13 protein-coding genes and 1 pseudogene are annotated in these 19,563 nt (G+C 64.5%); 9 read left to right on the top strand and 5 right to left on the bottom strand.

What is annotated here, in order from left to right:
* The first annotated feature begins 39 nt into the window (after positions 1-39).
* From OTER_RS26215 to OTER_RS13195, 8 genes are all read left to right on the top strand, one after another.
* Positions 40-189 carry a hypothetical protein gene (locus OTER_RS26215; RefSeq protein ID WP_012375426.1) on the top strand — a complete coding sequence of 50 codons (150 nt, stop codon included), beginning with the start codon at positions 40-42 and terminating at the stop codon, positions 187-189.
* The gene (locus OTER_RS13225; RefSeq protein WP_012375425.1) at positions 186-1,886 is read left to right on the top strand and encodes a sodium:solute symporter family protein; all 1,701 of its coding nucleotides are present in this window, start codon (positions 186-188) and stop codon (positions 1,884-1,886) included. The genes OTER_RS26215 and OTER_RS13225 overlap by 4 nt, the downstream gene beginning before the upstream one ends.
* A complete protein-coding gene (locus OTER_RS13220) occupies positions 1,883-2,653 on the top strand; it encodes a hypothetical protein (RefSeq protein ID WP_012375424.1) in 771 nt (256 codons plus the stop codon). Before OTER_RS13225 ends, OTER_RS13220 begins: the two co-directional genes overlap by 4 nt.
* Positions 2,634-3,386 (top strand): PIG-L family deacetylase, encoded by a 753-nt coding sequence (locus OTER_RS13215; RefSeq protein ID WP_012375423.1) that lies wholly within the window; start codon positions 2,634-2,636, stop codon positions 3,384-3,386. Before OTER_RS13220 ends, OTER_RS13215 begins: the two co-directional genes overlap by 20 nt.
* Before the next feature lie 27 nt (positions 3,387-3,413).
* Entirely contained in the window at positions 3,414-4,610 is a 1,197-nt protein-coding gene (gene bshA / locus OTER_RS13210; protein WP_012375422.1) for an N-acetyl-alpha-D-glucosaminyl L-malate synthase BshA, read from the top strand.
* Between the two features lie 267 nt (positions 4,611-4,877).
* Positions 4,878-9,239: a PAS domain S-box protein gene (locus OTER_RS24190; RefSeq protein ID WP_012375421.1), complete on the top strand. Its 4,362-nt coding sequence runs from the start codon at positions 4,878-4,880 to the stop codon at positions 9,237-9,239.
* Positions 9,236-13,000, top strand: a complete 3,765-nt coding sequence (locus OTER_RS24185; RefSeq protein ID WP_012375420.1) for a sensor histidine kinase — start codon at positions 9,236-9,238, stop codon at positions 12,998-13,000. The genes OTER_RS24190 and OTER_RS24185 overlap by 4 nt, the downstream gene beginning before the upstream one ends.
* 156 nt (positions 13,001-13,156) lie before the next feature.
* Complete coding sequence (locus tag OTER_RS13195) at positions 13,157-15,346, top strand: cytochrome c3 family protein (protein ID WP_012375419.1); 2,190 nt, start codon at positions 13,157-13,159, stop codon at positions 15,344-15,346.
* 391 nt (positions 15,347-15,737) lie between these two features.
* Here OTER_RS13195 and OTER_RS13190 read toward each other — a convergent pair whose 3' ends face one another.
* Positions 15,738-17,165, bottom strand: a complete 1,428-nt coding sequence (locus OTER_RS13190; protein WP_012375418.1) for an MFS transporter — start codon at positions 17,163-17,165, stop codon at positions 15,738-15,740.
* 113 nt (positions 17,166-17,278) lie between these two features.
* Positions 17,279-17,386: pseudogene (locus OTER_RS26930) on the bottom strand (VOC family protein); the annotation flags it as partial.
* Positions 17,387-17,615: 229 nt separating this feature from the next.
* Between OTER_RS26930 and OTER_RS26205 the strand changes: the two are divergent.
* Positions 17,616-17,783 carry a hypothetical protein gene (locus OTER_RS26205; protein WP_158305432.1) on the top strand — a complete coding sequence of 56 codons (168 nt, stop codon included), beginning with the start codon at positions 17,616-17,618 and terminating at the stop codon, positions 17,781-17,783.
* A gap of 68 nt (positions 17,784-17,851) precedes the next feature.
* On the opposite strand, the gene OTER_RS26200 is transcribed toward OTER_RS26205, so the two are convergent.
* The 3 genes from OTER_RS26200 to OTER_RS13170 form a co-directional block, all read right to left on the bottom strand.
* On the bottom strand, positions 17,852-18,346 hold the full coding sequence (locus OTER_RS26200) for a hypothetical protein (protein ID WP_158305431.1): 495 nt from the start codon (positions 18,344-18,346) through the stop codon (positions 17,852-17,854).
* A gap of 18 nt (positions 18,347-18,364) precedes the next feature.
* Positions 18,365-18,928, bottom strand: a complete 564-nt coding sequence (locus OTER_RS13175; protein ID WP_044891765.1) for a hypothetical protein — start codon at positions 18,926-18,928, stop codon at positions 18,365-18,367.
* 143 nt (positions 18,929-19,071) lie between these two features.
* Complete coding sequence (locus tag OTER_RS13170; protein ID WP_012375417.1) at positions 19,072-19,560, bottom strand: hypothetical protein; 489 nt, start codon at positions 19,558-19,560, stop codon at positions 19,072-19,074.
* Positions 19,561-19,563 lie beyond the last annotated feature (3 nt).

Raw genomic sequence — 19,563 nt, 5'->3', positions numbered from 1 at the left:
TGACTTCGGTCGCTCCGCGCGCGTCTTGCGCTTCCTGTAATGTCCGCCTCCCACCTTCCGCCACTACCACCCGATGAACCGCCCGGCGTGCCGGGCTTTCGCACGTGGCGGGGGGTATATGCCTTCGTGCTCGGCTGCTTCGTGCTGGTGGTCGTGCTGCTCACGGTGTTCTCGCACGTCTACGGATGAACACGCTGGATTGGCTCATCCTGCTCGGGACCATGCTCGGCATCGCCGCTTACGGCGCATGGCACACCCGGCACACGGACAACCTCAACACCTACCTGAAGGGCAACGCGTCCACGGGCTGGGGTACGATCGGGCTGTCCGTCATGGCTACGCAGGCGAGCGCGATTACGTTTTTGTCCATCCCCGGGCAGGGATTCGAAAGCGGAATCGGTTTCGTCCAAAACTATTTCGGGCTGCCGCTCGCGCTGATCATCGTGTGCGCCGTCTTTCTCCCGCTCTACCGGCGGCTCGATGTCTACACCGCCTACGAATTTCTCGGCCATCGCTTCGATCGGAAAACGCGGCTGCTCGGCGCCGGACTGTTCCTGATGCAGCGCGGACTCGCGGCCGGCGTGACGATCTACGCGCCGGCAATCATCCTCTCGACCGTCCTTGGCTGGCGGTTGGATCTCACGATCATCTGCACCGGCCTGCTCGTCATCGTCTACACCGTGACCGGCGGCAGCGTCGCGGTCAGCCTCACGCAAAAATGGCAGATGCTCGTGATCTTTGGCGGCATGATCACCGCGTTTATCGTGCTCCTGACGAAGCTCCCCGCGGGGCTCGGGTTCCACGGCGCAGCTGAGGTTGCCGGCGCGATGGGCAAGCTGCAGGCGGTCGATTTTTCACTCGATCCGGATCGCCGCTACACGCTCTGGAGCGGACTGCTCGGTGGGTTGTTTCTGTCGCTCTCCTACTTCGGCACCGATCAATCCCAGGTGCAGCGCTACATCGGCGGGGCGCGGATGCGCGAGGGCCGGCTCGGGCTGATGTTCAACGCCGTGCTCAAGATCCCGATGCAGTTCTTCATCCTGCTGCTCGGCGCACTGGTGTTCGTGTTCTATCAGTTCCAGCCGGCGCCGGTGTTCTACAACCGCGTCGAGTGGCAGCGGCACGCGGCCGGTCCGAATGGCGCGGTGTTTCGTTCGCTCGAGGAGCGGCATGCGACGCTGCACGCGGAAAAACACGGCGCGTTGCAAGCGTGGCTCGCCGCCAAGGACACGGGGGACTCCGCAGCCGTCGAAACCGCGCACGCCAAACTGCTCGCGGCTGATGCGGCGACCAACGTGGTGCGCGCCGAGGCAAAGACGGCGCTGCTCGCCGTCGATCCGCGCGCGCACACCAAGGATTCGGATTACGTTTTCATCGGTTTCATCCTGGCCGAACTCCCGCACGGTGCGATCGGGCTCCTCATCGCCGTGATGATCGCCGCGGCGCTCGGCTCGAAGGCCGGCGAGCTCAATGCGCTCGGCACGACGAGCACGATCGATTTCTGGCGCGTATTCCGACCGCTCGCCGCGCACGATGAACGGCGCAATGTGCGCGTCGCGAAATGGTTCACCGCGTTCTGGGGCCTGTTCGCGATCAGCTTCGCGCTTTTCGCCAGCTTCGCCGAGAACCTCATCGAGGCGATCAACATTCTCGGCTCGATCTTCTACGGCGTCGTGCTCGGGATTTTTCTCGTGGCTTTCTTCCTGAAGCGGGTCGGGGGCACGGCGGTGTTCTGGGCGGCGGTGGCGGCGCAGACCCTCGTGTTCATCCTCTACGCGTCGCTCACGATTTCCTATCTCTGGTATAACCTCATTGGCTGTGCGGCCTGCATGCTCTTCAGTCTGCTGCTGCACGCCGTGCTGCATCGAAAGGGTCTGGAAGAATGAGCGACCGGTCTCCCGTCATTTGCTTCGGCCAGCAACCGTGCGGCTTTTTCCCGCGGCGGTTCCTCTACGCGAAAATCGTCACCGCCTGGCGGCTGCAGCAGGAGATCGGCGGCGAGATCGTGTATTTCTGTCACGACAGCGATCACGATCCGCGCGAGACGCAGACGATCCTGCGGCATCGCAAGACCGGCGAACCACTCGCGATGAACTTCGCGTTCGCGAACAAGCTGCAGCGCAAATTCACGCCGCTGCACCTCAAGCGCATCCCGGACGGCTGGCGCGAGACCACCGCGCGCCAGCTGGGCGCGTTCGTCGGCACCGAGCTGATCGAGGCGTTCAAGACCAACCCGGCGGCGAACGTCGCGGACTTCTGCCTCGAGATGTATCGTCGGATGGGACTGCTCGAGGGCGTGCGCGTCGTGCGTTCGAGCGATCCTGCGGTTCGCCTCGCCGCCTGCGACGTGAACGAGTTCTTCGTCGACGTGCCACACCAGGGCGAAACCGTGCGGGCGCGGTGGCTCGACGGCGCGCTCCAGCTGCACGAGGGCGGCAACGCCTATATCACCTTGCCGCCGGCGGCCTTCACGAAGGCGCAGATCTCGCCCACGCGCGATTCGCGGCTCCGCTGGATGCAATCGGTGCTGCAGTGCACACATTACATTGCCGGCGCCGGCGAACAGGCCTATCTCAATCCGGCCGAGGCGCCCGATATCACCTTTGTCCCTCGCGAAACCATCGATCGTTCCGATGAAGCCTACACCGCCTGACCGCGCCGCGCCACGCGCGGAACCCGCCGCCGCCGTGCTCGCCTTCGGTGCGCATCCCGACGACATCGAATTCGGCTGCGGCGGCGTGGTCGCGAGCGAGACCCGTGCCGGCCGACGGGCGCATTTCGTCATCACCTCGCTGGGCGAAGCCGGCACCAACGGCACGCCGGCGCAGCGGAAGCGCGAGGCCCGCGCGGCGGCCGCGCAGCTCGGCGCCACGGTCGAGTTCATCACGCTCGACGGCGACGCGCATCTCGAGGTGAAGGCCGTGCACGCGATCAAGCTCGCGGCGATCGTGCGCCGGCTGCGACCGCGCGTGGTGCTCGCCCCCAGCCTCGTGCCCAACCAGCACCCGGATCACTGGCGGCTCGGACAACTCGTGCGCGACGCCACGCGGCTGGCTCGCTACGGCGGGCTGGCCGAACTGCGGCGGCTCGCCCCGCACGCGATCGAACATCTCTTCTGGTATGCCGTCACGGCCGAGGCCGAGCCGCGCGATCTCTCGCCCGTCCTGATCGACGTTTCGGAGCCGGCGGTGATCAACGCGTGGCGCGCGGCCATGGAAGTGCACGCATCGCAGATGAAAACGCGGAACTACGTCGAGTTTCAGCTGACCCGAGCCCGGTTGCACGGGCTGCGCGCGGGCGTCGAGCAGGCGATTCCCCTCTGGCCCAACGATCCACCGGTACTGCGTTCGCTCGCCGCCCTCGATCGCGCCGCCCGCACCTTCTGAACTGTCCCCTGCCCCCTGCCCACGGTCATGTCGTCGCCACGCCCACTCCGGATCGGAATCACCTGCTACCCCTCGGTGGGCGGCAGCGGGATTCTCGCGTCGGCGTTGGGCGAGCAGCTCGCGCGGTGCGGCCACGAGGTGCATTTCATCAGTTACGAGCGGCCGTTCCGGATCAAGCTCGACGGACCCAATCTGTTTTTCCACCCGGTCGTCATCAGCGACTACGATCTCTTCAAACACCGCGACTACACGCTGCCGCTCTCGGTGAAGATGGCGGAGGTCAGCCGCGACCACGCGCTCGACATCCTGCACGTGCACTACGCCGTACCGCATGCGACGGCGGCGATCCTCGCGCTCGAGATGCTGCCGGAAAACCGCCGGCCCAAGCTGATCACGACGCTGCACGGGACGGACACGACGCTGCTGGGGCGCGATCCCGGCTACGGCCCGGCGGTGCGGCACGCACTCGCGCGGTCCGACGCCGTCACCGCGGTGTCCCGATTCCTCGAGGAGGAAACCCATCGCGTGCTCGGCCCTGGCTGTCCGATCGAGGTGATCCACAATTTCTTCACGCCCCGGCCGGTGGCGCGGCCGCGCGAGGTGGTGCGGAAGGAACTCGGCGTCGCTCCGCACGAGACGCTCCTGCTCCACCTTTCGAATTTGCGGCCGATCAAGCGCATCGACCGGCTGCTCGAGAGCGTGGCCTTGATTCGCGCGCGCGAATCCTTCCGCCTGCTCATCCTGGCCGGCGGGGATTTCAGCCCCTTCGCGGCGGATGTGCGGCGGCTCGGGCTGGCCGATCGGGTGATCGTGCGGCACCACGTCTTCGAGATCGAAGATTATCTCAACGCCGCGGATCTCGGGCTGTTCACGTCGGATTCCGAAAGCTTCTGTCTGAGCATCCTCGAGGCAATGGCGTTCGGCCGGCCGAGTGTTTCCACCGCCGTCGGTGGCATTCCCGAGGTCGTGGACGACGGTCGCAACGGACTGCTCGTGCCGTCCGCGGAGCCCGCTGACCTCGCGCGCGCCGTGGAGTCGTTGATCGCCGATCCGGCCCGGCGAGCGCAACTCGGCGCCGCCGCGCGCGAGAAAGCGCAAACCGTGTTTTCGACCGAGCGGATCGTTGCGCGCTATGAGAGTTTTTATCGTCAGGTGCTCGAACGCGACACTTCGGGCGACGCCGTCACGCGCTCGCAAGAGCTATTCGTGCGTTCCGCGGGCTGATCTCCCGGCCGCACGCCGCGCCTCGCGCTGATCGGGCCCCTCAAGAACGGGCCAACCCGACCGATCTACGTTGCGTGGTAAAGTGCACACACGACCCCGCGACGTTGCCTCCGCGCCTCGCGCCCTTCAGCCGCGCTGCAGTTGGCGGGCGGCAAGCCGTCGGCCACGTGAAAACCAACGGCAGCAGCGGCGGCCGGAAGGATGTGGCTGAGAACAATCGTGCTCTGCGCGGCAGTTGAGGCCATAGACTGGATCACATCCTTTCGCATGAACCGACGAATCCACTGCTGGCCACTTGCGTTCGCCCTTGGCCTGCTGCTGTCGCCCAGCGCCCACGCGCTCGACCCGGCAAAATCCGTCTACCAGTTCAACGTCCAGAACTGGACCCGACATGACGGGCTGCAGGGCAACAAGGTCAATGCGATCACCCAAACGAGCGACGGCTATATCTGGATCGGCACGCAGAACGGCCTGCTGCGGTTTGACGGATCCGAGTTCACGGCCCTGCCTGCAAAGCTGCCGGAGGCGAACAGCCAGGAGATCGTCAGCATGGCGGCCGCGGCCAACGGCGGATTATGGTTCGCCCTCAACGCGGGCGGATTCGGTCATTGGGATGGCCGGGATCTTTCGCGGATCAGTGACCAGCGTTGGAACGATGCCAACACGAACGGCCACACTCTCCTCGGAGCCCGCGACGGGACCGTGTGGACGGGGACGGACCGGTCGATCGGTCGCTGGATGCCGGAGCAGCCGGCCAGTTCGATCTTCGACGAGTCCATCACGCGCGTCGTATGTCTGCACGAGGATGCGCAAAACCGCATTTGGATTGGAACGCAGGAGACGGGAGTTTTTTCCTGGTCGGACGGTCGATTCACGCGGTTTCGGGACGCCGAACTGACCAAGCACGTGATCAAGGGTCTTGCCACCGCGCCCAATGGCGAGCTCTGGGTAGCGCTCGAACACGAGCTGCGGCGCTACGACGCAAATGGTGAGCCGATGGCGCTGCCGGCTTTCTCACATCCGATCACCGCGCTGCTGGTTGATCGCCATGGTATCACCTGGATTGGCAGCGCCTCGGGCCTTGTTCGCTATCAGGATGGGCAGTTCAGCACCCTGAAGAAAATCGACGGGCTCGCTAACGAATACGTCACCGCTTTGTTCGAGGATCGGGAGGGCAGTCTGTGGGTCGGAACGCAGAGCGGATTGAGCCAGGTGTCCGATCTGAAGTTTCCGATCTTTTCGGAGAAAGAAGGGCTGCACCACGGTGGCAGTCTCACGGTCACAGCCGCGGCCGCGGGCGGGATCTGGATCACCACGACCCACGGATTTGCGCATTTCGACGGCCGGAGATTCACCAATTACACCGACCCGGCCCTTTTATCCAACCCCTACGTCAAACTTGGCCTGGAAGCCCGCAACGGTGACTTCTACTGGGTCGACGGCGACAAGAGTATAAGTGTGCTTTCCGGCGGTCGCCTCGCCGCGCGTTATTCGAGCAGCGAGTGGACCGAAGCGCTCACCGAAGACGACGAGGGCGTGCTGGCCGGGGTCGGGCCGAATCTGATGCGACTCAAAAATGGTCGCTTGGAGCCTTACTCCTTCAAAGGCGACCGTAGACCGGAGTTCCAGTGGTTCGACAATCTCGCCACCGCGCGCGATGGCGCCATCTGGGTGGCCTGCTACAACGGGCTGTTCCGGGTGAAGAACGGCGAGTTCCGCCAATGGTCCACGGTGGACGGACTTTCGGGCAATCGCGTCCATTTCGTCTTCGAGGACGGCGACGGCTGCATCTGGGCGGGCCTGTCCACGGGGATGGCCCGGATCCGCGGCAATGATCTCCGCAACATCACCGAGGCGAACGGGCTGTTCGACAACCGCACCTACGCGATCGTCCCCGATGATACCGGCTATTTCTGGGTGAATTCCGGCCGCGGCATCTACCGGGTGAGTCGCCAGGCCCTTCACGATTTCGCCGACGGGCGCAGCAGTCGGATTCAGTGCGAGCCGTTTGACGGTGAGGAATCGGTGAAATTCACGGATCGCGTCGATCAGGAATACTCCGGCTGCCGCAGCGCCGATGGCCGGATATGGTTCCCGAATCCGTGGGGCGTGGTGATGATCGATCCCGCGGACTACGTCGTGAATCGCGTGCCCCCGCCGGTGCATATCCAGCGCGTCGAGGTGAACGGCACCGCCGTCGCCCAAGTCCGTGACCAGCCAATCGAGATTGCCGCCCCGCGAGTGGAGTTCTTTTTCACTGCGCTCAGCTACATTTCACCACGACGCGTGCAGTTGCGCTACCAGCTCGAAGGGTTCGATCCGGGCTGGATCGAGGCCGGCGCCCGGCGCTCAGCGCAATACAGCCTGAAACCCGGTCGCTACGTGTTCCGCGTGCAGGCCGCCAACGCCGACGGCGTGTGGAACCACACCGGCGATACGCTGGCGTTGACGCTGCCCCCCCCTTTCTACGCCACGCCGTGGTTCTACAGTCTCTGCGGGTTGAGCATCGCCGGTGGGCTGTTCGCCGGCTTCCGCTGGAAGGTCCGGCACATCCGCGCCGCCGAGCACCGGTTGCGGGAGGAGAATGACCGGCTCGAGGCGCGCATCGCCGGTCGCACCCGCGAGCTCGCGCGCTCCGTCGCTCTGCTGCACGCCACGCTGGAGTCCGTCACCGACGGCATCCTGGCGGTGGACCGCGCAGGCAAGATCGTCTCGTTCAACACGAAGTTTGCGGACCTGTGGCGGGTGCCCGCGACCGAGCTGCAGGGGACCGACGTCTCCCACCTGCGCCGGCAGGTGGCGCACCTGGTCAAGGATCCCGCCGCGTTCCTGAAACGCGCCGAGGAGCTGCAACGCCATCCAGAGACGCCCGCGTTCGACGTGATTGAATTCAGCGATGGCCGGCTGCTCGAACGCTACGTTTCGCCACAGCTGGTCGAGGGGCGTTGCGTGGGATTCGTCGTCAATTGGCGCGACATCACGGCGCGCAAGCGGGCCGAGGCGGCGATCGCCGAAGCCAGCCGGATTCTCGAATCGCTGCTCAAGCACACGCTCGACTTCGTTTACTTCAAGGACCGCGAGTCGCGCTTCGTGCGGTACAGCGATACGATGCTGCGGCTCTTCGGCCTCACCGCGCCGGACGCGCTCAAGGGCCGGACCGATTTCGATTGTTTCCCGGCGGAGCATGCGCGTGCGGCCTTCGCGGACGAACAGGAGATCATGCGCACGGGGCAGCCCATGATCGACCGGCTCGAGCAATTCACGCTGCCGGACGGACGCACCGCCTGGGCGCTGGCGACGAAGATGCCCTGGCGCGACGACCGGGGCCAGATTATCGGCACGTTCGGCGTGTCCCGCGACATCACCGCCATCAAGCTCGCCGAGGCCGAGCTGGCCTACGAGCGCGACCTGCTGCGCGGGTTGATGAACAGCTCGCCCGACAAGATCTACTTCAAGGACCTCCGCTCGCGTTTCCTCCGCGCCAGCCGCGCCCAGGCCGAAAGTTGCCGGGCGAAATCCGAGGACGAGATGCTGGGCAAAACCGACTTCGACTATTTCACGCCGGAACACGCGCAACCGGCGTTCGACGATGAGCAGCGCATTATCCAGACGGGCCAGCCGGTGATCGGCAAGGTGGAGAAAGAAACGTGGCACGATGGTCGCGTGACCTGGGCGCTCACCAGCAAGATGCCGCTGCGCAACAACGTCGGCGAGATCATCGGCACCGTCGGCATTTCCAAGGACATCACCGAGCTCAAGGAAGCGGAGGCGAAGCTGGAGCAGTTGCACAAACAGCTGCTGGAAACCTCGCGCGAAGCCGGCATGGCCGAGGTCGCCACCAGCGTGCTGCACAACGTCGGCAACGTGCTCAACAGTGTCAACGTCTCCACCGCGCTCGTCATCGGCAAGACGCGCGACTCGAAGGTCGGCAATCTCGCGCGCATCACCGAACTGTTCCGCGCCCACGCCGGCGATCTCGCCTCCTTCCTCACCCAGGATCCGAAGGGCCAGAAGCTCCCCGCCTATCTGGAATTGCTGAGTGAACAGCTCGCGGCCGAACAGGCCGCCATCGCCACGGAGCTCGAGCATCTCCGGAAGAACGTCGAGCACATCAAGGACATCGTTTCGATGCAGCAGAGCTACGCGAAGGTCTGCGGCGTCAGCGAGAAGGTCGAACTCGTCGAGATCGTCGAGGACGCGCTGCGCATCAACTCCGGCGCGCTCAGCCGGCACGAGGTTCAGGTCGTTCGCGACTATGCCGCGCGCCCCGTCCTGATTCTCGAGCGGCACAAGGTGATGCAGATTCTCGTGAACCTGATCCGCAACGCCAAGTACGCCTGCGACGATTCCGGCCGGCCGGACAAGCAGCTGACGCTGCGGATCGAACAGGCGGCCGGCCGCGTGAAGATCATCGTCAGCGACAATGGCGTGGGTATTCCCGCGGAGAACCTGACGCGGATTTTCGCCCACGGATTCACCACGCGGAAGGAAGGCCACGGCTTCGGCTTGCACAGCGGCTCACTCGCGGCGCGGGAGCTCGGCGGATCGCTGACGGCGCACAGCGACGGCCGCGGCTGCGGCGCGACGTTCATTCTCGAACTGCCGGACCCCGCTGCTCCCGGCCAATGAACGACGCGGACGCCACTCACGACCTCTCCGCAACTCCACCCCGTGCGGGCGCTTCGGCGGCGCCGGCGACGCGGAATCCGCAGTCACCAGGTGTGCGCCGCCGCGCGGAGCTCGCGCGCCTAATCGCCAAGACGCTCGCGTTCGCGCTGGCGTTCGCCCTTTTCGTGCCCCGCCTGCCGGCTGCCGAGGAGACGCCGCCGACGATCACGACCGGTGCGGAGTTCTGGACACTCACCAGCACGGCCGGCGATCGGGAATATCCGATCCACGCGGAAATCGGCGTCCACTACTACGACTCCGAATGGAACGTGCTCTGGGCCGAATGGGACGGCGCCGGTTGCTATCTGGATACGGGCCGCATTCCCCTGCCGCTGCGTTCCGGCGAGAAGTTCGAAATCATCGGCGTCGCGCGTCCGGGCCGCCAGCAGATCGTGTGGGAACGCACCACCATCAAACCGCTCGGGCCGTTCGCACCCACGCCGAGCGCGATCCCCGATTCGATTTCCGCACCGGCCGATTTCAACCTCCGGCTGGTGACCGCCACGGGGCTCGTCACCGAGCAGGCCGACTCCGACGCGACGCACCAGCGACTCCTCGTCGTCGGCGACAACTGGTCGCTCACCGCCCATGTGCACGTCGACGCGAGCCAGCCGATTCCCCAATGGCGCGGCGCGTATGTGCGGATGCGCGGCGTCTTCGCCGCGAAATTCGACACGGCGCAGAAACAGCCTTTCATCGAGATGTGGATCGTAAGCCCCAGCCACATCGAGCTGCAGTCGTGGCTCGACGACGACTACCGCTTCACGCTGACCCGCACGAACATCGAGGCTCTGGGCCGCGTTCCGCGGGATCAACTGGTCCGGATTGCAGGCACGGTGCGCGCGCAGGAGCCCGGGCAGTCGCTGACCGTGCGGGACGAAACGGGACAGGTGCGGCTGTTCACGCGTCAGCCGAACGTGCTCCCCACCGGCGCCGAGGTGGAGGCGATCGGCTATCCGGACGTCGTCGGCGTGGAACCACGCCTGCTGCGGAGCGTAGTCCGCCCACGTGCCGCGACCGTCAACGAACCGCTGTCTCCTGGCCTGCGGGCGGTGAAGGCGCGACTTCGCATGACCGAGCAGGTTCGCCAGCTGGCACCCGCCGAGGCCGCACGCGGTTATCCCGCCGAACTGCAGGGCGTCGTCACTTGGATCGATCCGTCCGGCAGCTGGTTCTTCCTGCAGGATGCCACCGGCGGCGTGCGGGTGCAGCTGCCGCCGGATTCCTCGATCGAGCGCCCGAAGCTGGCCATGGGCGTGGTCGTCACCGGCGCAACCCAATCGGGCGACTACGCGCCGGTCATTGCGGCGGAGCGATGGACGACCGGGCTCGGGCAGACGTTGCCCACGCCGGAACGGGTGACCTTCGAACAGGCGTTGGCGGGGACCAAGTATGGCGAGTGGATCGAGCTCCGCGGCTATGTGCGATCGGTCGAGGAACCCCGCGACGGGTTGGCGCAGGTCGAGCTCACCACGCCCGGCGGTGAGTTGGTGGCGCATGTGCCGGCACTGCCGCCGGACCACGGGCTGGTGGGTGCGCTGGTCGATCTCCGTGCGGTGTGCGACGTGGTGGTGAACGACCGCCGGCAACTCGTCGGCGCCCGGCTGTGGGTGCCTGGCCAGGAATTCATCGAAGTGCGCGAGCCCGCTCCCGCGGACCTCTTCGCCACTCCGAAACAACCCATTGGCAGCCTGCTGCAGATCGGCTCCGCCGGCCAGCTCCACCGGCGCGTGCAGGTTTCCGGCGTCGTCGCACTGCATCGACCCGGAGTCTTACTTTATCTCGAGGAGGGCGACGACCATCTGCTCGTCCTCAGCCGGCAGCGGGATCCGCTGCAGCCCGGCGATCGCGTCAACGTGGTGGGCTTTCCCGGCCATGAGGGCATGCGGTTGATCATGCGCGATGCGGTTTATCACCGCACCGGCACGGGCCCTGCACCGGCGACCCACGCCGTGGCGCTCACCGAGCTCGACCCGCCGAACCCGGCGCTGGACGGCACCAGCGTGAGCGTGCGCGGCCGGCTGCTGGACCAGGCCGCCACGCCGGAAAACACCAAACTCCAGCTCCAGCGCGGACGCACGCTGTTTGAGGCGGCGTGGAGCGGGCCGAGCGATCGGCCGCTCGAGTTGGGCAGTCTGCTCGAACTCACCGGGGTCTATCGCGTGCTGCTCGACGAATACCGGCAGCCGCACGCCATCCGGCTCGAGTTGCAGTCCCCTGCGGACGTGCAGGTGCTGGAGCGCCCGCCGTGGTGGACAGCCTCGCGCGTGCTGTGGATTGTCGCCCTGCTGTTGGGAATCGTCGCGACCGCGCTGGTTTCGCTCGCGCTCCTCGCCCGCAAAAACTCCCAGCTGCATCGGGCCGAGACCGCGTTGCAGCGCGCGAACAGCGATCTTGAGGCCCGCGTGGCGGCGCGCACGCAGGATCTGCGACTCGAGATCGGCGAGCGCCAGCGGTCCGAGGAAGTCCTCGCCGAGGAGCGCAAGCTGCTCCGCACGCTGATCGACAACCTGCCCGTCTACCTCTACGTCAAGAACGCCCTCGGGAAGTTCGTGGTCAGCAACGCGCCGCATGCGCGGCTGCTCGGCGTGGACGACGGGCTCGCCGTCGTCGGCCGCACCGACTTCGACATTTACCCACGCGAGATCGCCGAACGCTACGCGGAGGACGATCAGCGCGTGTTGCAGACGGGTGAGCCGCTTATCCTGCATGAGGAGCCCAGCAGCATCAACGGTCATCCCTGCTGGCTGGCGACCACGAAGGTGCCGTTGCGCGATCGCCGCGGCCAGATCGTCGGGTTGATCGGCATTTCGCAGGACATCACGGAACGCAAGGAGGTCGAGGCGGAGCGCGAGGAGTTGAACAACCAGCTGCTCACCATCTCGCGCAAGGCAGGCATGGCCGAGGTCGCCACCGGCGTGCTCCACAACGTCGGCAACGTGCTCAACAGCGTGAACGTGTCCGCTTCCATGGCGGCCGACCACGTGCGGCGCTCCAAAGCGGTCAATCTCGCACGCATCGTGGACCTGCTCCAGGAGCACAGCGGCAACCTGAGCGAATTCCTCACCTCTGATGCCCGCGGCCGAAAAATCCCCGCCTATCTCGGCGCGTTGAGCGGCGAACTCGTCACCGAGCAGCAGAAGATCGTCGAGGAACTCGAGCTCGTCCGCCGCAACATCGATCACATCAAGGAAATCGTCACGATGCAGCAGAACTATGCGAGGATCTCGGGCGTGACGGAGGAGATCGATCTCATTCCACTGGTCGAGGACGCGCTCCGGATGAGCCAGAACGCGTTTCAGCGCTACGGGATCGCCGCGGTGCGCGATTTCTGCGCGCGGCCCGTGCTGGTGAGCGATCGGCACCGGCTGATGCAGGTCCTGCTGAACCTGATCAACAACGCCAAGGACGCTTGTCGCGATACCAAGCAGGCCGAGCGCCAAATCACGATCCGGATCACGGAGGACGACGCCCGCATCCGCGTGGCCGTGATCGACAATGGCGTGGGCATCGCGACCGAGAACCGCACGCGGATCTTCAGCCACGGTTTCACCACGAAAAAGGAAGGACACGGCTTCGGCCTGCACAGCTCGGCGCTCGCGGCGAAGGAACTGGGCGGCTCGCTCGAGGCGCACAGCGAGGGTGTCGGGCAAGGCGCCATGTTCACGCTCGAGCTTCCGCTGACGATCGGCTCCACCGCCGCCCGGCAGTCAACGTCCTGATTGGCCTGTCGGCCAACCGATGCGCAGCACGGGCTGTGCGGAAGTTGCGAGCGCCGCTGCAATGAATGCGCAGCGCCATCGCCAAATTTTGCGCATCAACGCGCAACGTGCGCGCAGACCAGTGGCGGGAATCCGGGCAGACTGCCAGGGCCCTCTATGAGATCCTCGCGTCCGTGGTTCCTCGTGCTCGCCCTGACCGTCTTTGCGCCGTTCCTGCTGGCGGCAGAGCCGGAGCCCACCACGGCCGCCCCCGCAGCGGCGGCTGCGGCGGCGGATGAGCCGCCCGTGATCGCCGAAAAAGCCGCGGTCGTCCCGAACAGCGAGTGCCTGGATTGTCACGAGGCGGAGTTCATTTCGCCGAAAAAAGGTGAACCCAAGCGCTGGGTGGGCGTCCGGCCGGAACTCTTTGAGAAATCAGTCCACGGCAAGCTGAACTGCGTCGACTGCCACGCCGACATCACCGACCCGCAGCACCCGTCCAAGCTGGCGCCCGCGCAATGTGCCACCTGCCACCAGGACGCGGTGGCCCAATACGCGACCAGCATTCACGGGATGAGCCACAAGATGGGCTCGTCGGATGCCGCGTCGTGCGCGAGCTGCCACGGCACGCACGAAATGGTGCCGGTGAAGCAGGCGGATTCGCCCGTGTTCAAGCTGAACCTCCCGCAGACCTGCGCGACCTGTCACGACAACCCGAAGCTCACGAAGGAATACCGCATCGGTCAGCAGGAAGCTGCCGGGCACTACCTCGACAGCATCCACGGCCGGGCGCTCACGCAGATGGGCCTGATCGTCGCCCCGTCCTGCAACGACTGCCACGGCACGCACGACATCAAGCGGAGCATCGACAAGGACTCCCACTCCAATCACGCGAACATCGCGCAGACCTGCGGCACCTGCCACGTCGGCATCGAAGCCACCTACAACGCGAGCGTCCACGGGCAGTTGCTCGCCAAGGGCGACAAGCAGGTGGCGGTCTGCACCGACTGTCACACCGCACACGACATCGAGAAACCTTCGACCGCGCACTTCAAGGCCGGGAGCGACCAGAGCTGCGGCAAGTGCCACGAAGACCGGCTCACGCATTACCGCGACACCTATCACGGCAAGGCGATGGCGCTCGGTCAGCCCAACGTCGCGCCCGATGTGGCGGCGTGCTACGACTGCCATGGCCACCACGATGTCTTCCCGGTCAGCGATCCGCGCTCCCGACTCTCGAAGGAGAAGATCGTGGGCACATGTCAGCAGTGCCACACCGGCGCGAACGCGAAGTTCGCCGAATACCAACCGCACGCCAATCCGCTCGACGCGAAAAACTATGGCGCGCTGAACAAGGTGTTCCTCTTCATGACGACGCTGCTGATCGGCGTGTTCGCCTTCTTCGGCGTCCACACGCTGTTCTGGCTGTTCCGTTCGATCTACCTCTATCTTACGGACTCGAAGACCTTCCGCGAAGCGATCGTCCAGCAGCATGCGGACGACGTGCAGTTCACGCGGTTCACGCCGTTCGAACGCTTCCTGCACCTGATGGTGGTGACGAGCTTCCTGCTGCTCGTGATCACCGGCATGCCGCTCAAGTTCTACTACACGGATTGGGCCAGAATGATCTTCAACGTCATGGGCGGCGCCGCCGTGGCGCGCTCGCTGCACCATTTCGGCGCGATCGTCACCTTCGCCTACTTCGTGCTGCACCTCGGCGAGCTGGTCGCCTCGCTCTGGCGCAAGCGCAAGGGCTTGCGCAATCCGGAGACGGGCCGCTTCGAGTTCCGCCGGCTCATCCAGGCGGTCTTCGGGCCCGACTCGATGGTGCCGTCGATGCAGGACTGGCGTGACTTCGTCGCGCACCAGAAATGGTTCTTCGGCAAAGGCCCGCGACCGCAGTTCGACCGCTGGACCTACTGGGAGCGCTTCGACTACTTCGCGGTGTTCTGGGGCGTCTTCATGATCGGCGTGTCCGGCTTGATCATGTGGTTCCCGAAGGTCTTCACACTCTTCCTGCCGGGTTGGATGATCAACATCGCGCTCGTGATCCACTCCGACGAAGCGCTGCTCGCCGCCGGGTTCATCTTCACCTTCCATTTCTTCAACACGCATTTCCGCATCGAGAAGTTCCCGATGGACACCGTCATCTTCTCGGGCCGCATCTCCAAGACCGAGATGATCCACGAGCGGAAGCGCTGGTACGACCGGCTCCTCTCCGAAGGCCGGCTCGACGACCATCGCGTAAAGGATGATTGGGAAGGTCGAAAGAAGATCGCGAAGAGCTTTGGCTTCCTGTTCTTCGGCACCGGTCTCGTGCTCCTCGTGTTGATCGTCTACGCGATGATCTCGCGGCTCGGCCATTGAGTCCATGGGAGCGCGGACGCCCCTCGTCCGCCTCCGTCGGGCCGGCGTTCACCTGCGGTGAGCTTGTCGAATCCGCCTGCGGTGAGCCTGTCGAAAGCGCCAGCCGGGCGCCCGCTCACCGCGCAGGCTTACAAGGGTAAGCCCATCCACCCATTGCCGCTCAACACGCCCGGCCGACCCGGTCCGAGGCTCGATTCTGACGAGGGGAATCCCTCTTGTGACCCTCTTGTTGCCATGCTGGAACCGACCTGCTCGCGTTTTAGGCTGCGTAGAGCCGGGAAACACCTTTGTCGTCCCCCCACGCCTTCCCGGCTGCCGGTAAACGGCGGCCCTACCGGGAGGCGGGCCAGACGCCAACGGCCGCCCTACCGGGAAACAACCGCCCGAGCCGTCAACCCGCGCTGTGCCGCGCTTCGATCTCCCGGTTGATCCGGTCGATCGTGTCGTCCTCAAGCTCGTAGTTCGAGATGATGTACATCGCGACGCCGAGCAGGATCGCCGGGATGACCACCACGAGCCACAGGATGCCCTGCTGCGCCGCGACCGACTGCTGCGCGCTGTGCGCGTCGAAGTGCGTCAGTGACAGAACCACACCCGGGATGACGCCACCCAGCGCGAAACCGGCTTTGAAGAAGATACCGGTCAGCGCGTTGACCACGCCGGAGATGCGTTTGCCCGTCTTCCATTCGCCGAAGGAGATCACTTCCGGCACCAGCGCCCACATGTAGCCGGTCGCCACGATCACGCCGGTCGATTTCACAAATTGTGCGAGATAGACCAGCCACAGCTGGCTCTTCAGTGCCGGCACTGTCGAGGTGACATACAGCATGGCCATTCCGACGATGGCGATCGTCAGAAAGACGTAGAACATCCGTTTCTTGCCGATCGCGCGTTTGATGGCCGGCACCAGCGGCATGAAGATGAAGGCGGGGATGGAGCTCAGCGCGTTGAAGACCGGCAGCGCCTGCGCGTTGCCGATGTTGTACTGCATGTAGTACGCGGAGGCGGAATTGCCGACCGCCATCATGGCGAAGGCCGTGATGAAGAAAAACGCCAGCACCCGCAGCGGCCGGTTGCGGACAAACTCGGTGAACAGGTCCGAATACTTCACCGCGTCGACCTTCGCGGAATCCATCACCACCCGCTCTCGCGTCTGGGTGAAGCAATAGATCAGGAGCCCGAATCCGACGACCGCGTAAACCGACATCACCGCAAACCACACCGGCGCGGCCGCGGGCTGCGACCAGTCGTGGTTGGGAGCGAAGTGCTGGATCGTCGCCGGCACGCCAAACTGCACCGCCAACCCGCCCAGGTTCGCCATGAACATGCGCGTCGACGTCAGCTTGGTGATCTCATCGGTGTCGCGCGTCAGCGAAGCGTTCAATGCCCCGTAGGGCACGTTGACCAGCGTGTAGCACAGCGAAAGCGTGACGTACGTGACGTAGGCATACCACAGCTGGCCCGAGAAACCGTTCCAGAACGACAGGATCGCCAGCCCGCTCAATGGGATGCCTCCGATGATCAGGTAGGCGCGGTATTTTCCCAGACGCGGATTGCGCTTGTCGACGAACGCGCCGACGAAGGGATCCCAGAGCACGTCGATCACCCGCACCACCAGGAACATGAAGGCCGCGGCGCCCGGGCTGATTCCGAACACATTCGTGTAGAAAAACAGCAGATACGTGGCGACCGTCTGGTAGATCAGGTTCTGCGCGAGATCGCCGGCACCGAAGCCGATGCGAGTGAGGCGCGAGAGCTTGTAGAAGCCCTTCAGGTCCGTGGGTGCTTGCGGTGAAGTTGCGGCCGGCTGGAGATCCATGCCCCGCGAGCCTCACCGCCGCACACCCGCGCGTCGATTTCGCGGCTGCGCTAACTTGTGGCATGGGCGTCCCGCCCGTGGCTCCGGCTCAATGAGGCCCAGATCGCTCCGGGCTAATCACCCAGGGAGTGGCCGATCATGATTTGATGACCATCGGGAGTCCGAACACCAAACTCGCGCATGCGCCACGGCTTGTCTGATATCGCCGAAAGCAAATCGGCTCCTTTTGCTTGGAGATGGTGGAAATACGGGTCGGCATCTTCAACGCGGAGGCAGGCAAAATAGCTAGTCCGGAAACTTCATGAACAGGAGCGAAGCTCCGTCCGAAATTTCGGTTCGCCTGCGGCGGAGCGACCTTGGCGCGGCTAGCCCCGCCAGAGTCGGCCCGGAGGGGCGGATATTTCATGAATTTCATGAAATATCCGGGCCAGCCCGCGCCCTCGCCTTCAAGTGGCAGCGCATCCTCGTCCGCTGCCTGCCCAGAGCCTGCCGACGGGCTGGCAGGATCATCAGCCGTATGACGAAGCTCGTTACCTCGCCGCGCTCCAACACCGCCATCCCGCCCTTTACCAACTCGCCCGCAACACCCGCCTGCCCAGCGACCAAGCGCCCGCATGAACCTCACTTTTCGGCTTGCTTGGAGACCTCAGATATCTGGTTAGCCTCTTTGTCCGTTGGAAATACGCTTAGGCGCTTGAGGGTCCCGGATGGGATGGCCTCAAACCCAAGGTCAATCCGTTCCGAATGAAGCAGACGACAATCTCATCTTCGTCCCGATCCTCGAAAAAGGCGCGACCTAGCACTGTCTGCAGATCAAAAACGGACGTGGCTCTCGATATTTGATGCCCCTCTATGCGAACAGACGCGAACCGCACGTCTGAACGCTCCGGAAGAGAGGAATCGGGGCCGAGGAAATAGGCCACATAGGCAAGGCGCCCTAGATCGAAGTCGATCTGAAAGCCGGCGCTGGAGTAATGAAGCTCGCAGCAATCCTTCAGAGTCCAGCGGAACCGATCAGGGCGACCGAATACATGGGCACCGGCGATCGTGTCGCCGAAACGCAAGGGACCAACAGCACGTCGCGCAAGATCCAGAATCGGTGTATCAGGGTGGCTGACTGGCCAAGCACGCGTCGGGTCTGGACGCTCGCCCGTCAGCTTGCTGAAGAGTCTTCGAAGCATTGGCCGAACGACCAAAGATCAGCCACGCGGCCCGAGCGAGGATGGAGTTTCGGATGCGGGTGAATCGCCCGAAGACGGACGGCTGCCCGCGTTGCGCTGTGGCGGCTGGTTCGCCGTTCCTGGAGCCTTCGCGAGCCGCCGGCCTAACAGAAGAACAGCAGCAGGCACGACGGCGAGGTTGAGCATGAACGCTCCGCTCACCTCCCGCCCATCAGTAAGCAACCTCTCCGCCGGACCGCGCATAATCGCTCCGTTAAAAACATAACCGGAGAACGGATTCAGCCCTACACGGGAATCCATCCACGACGTACTTTTCAGCAGGCCGATCGACGCGGATGAACCTGCGGTCACGCGCCACGTCATTCGATCGCTTTCGATGACCGGGATCTGAACAGCCATTAGGGCAAAGGTCGTCCAAGTGGCCCACTTCTTCCCGGCGAATACCGCTACGCACAGAATCGCCAGCGTAGCCTGCAATACTCGGACGAAAGCTCGATCGAGTCCGCCCAAGGAGCCGAACAGGATCGGGAGAACTATCGCCTGGATAAGAACGATGGCGGCTACGATGCGATGTCGTTTCATTCTTCGGCGAACGACCAAAGATCAGCCACGCGGGCCGAGCGAGGACGGAGTTTCGGATACAAGTGAATCGCCCGAAGACGGACGGCTGCCCGGAGTTGACCCCGATTGGTCGGGGTTGCGCTGTGGCGTCTGGTTCGGCTTTTTCAAAGCACTGGTATCAAGATAAGGATTGGATCCTTGTGCTTCTCGGCATGCACCGCTGGCTGCACCGACGGAGTCGCCGCCAGATTCGTGGTCAGGTCGAAGATGTGAATCGAAAGCTGCTGGTCGATCACGTCGCCTCGAACCTCGTATTTGTGCCCGGGCTTCGCTTCAAGGCTGAACTCAGCTTCACCTCCGAGTGTGTCGTGAGAGCCTAAGTGTCCTTGGAACAAGCCGCCACCTGCCACGACCGATCGCTGCCCCGGTGATAGCGCGTAAGCTCGAAAATAGCCGGGCGCCTTCACGGCTTCACCGTCGATCTTCGCAACCCAATACATTTGCTTCCTCGGGAAAAGGCCGCTGCCTTTCAGGCTTGTCGAACCTTGGATCGATGCGTTGCCGGCGTCGATGAACGAATTCACGGCCTGCTGATTCACCGAATTGCATCCGCACACGAGCAGGACGGACACACCACACACGAGTAGCTTCATATT

This window comes from Opitutus terrae PB90-1, assembly GCF_000019965.1.
Classification (GTDB): Bacteria; Verrucomicrobiota; Verrucomicrobiia; order Opitutales; family Opitutaceae; genus Opitutus; species Opitutus terrae.
Note: the sequence above shows the minus strand (reverse complement) of the source record. Positions and strands in the feature narration are given on the sequence as shown.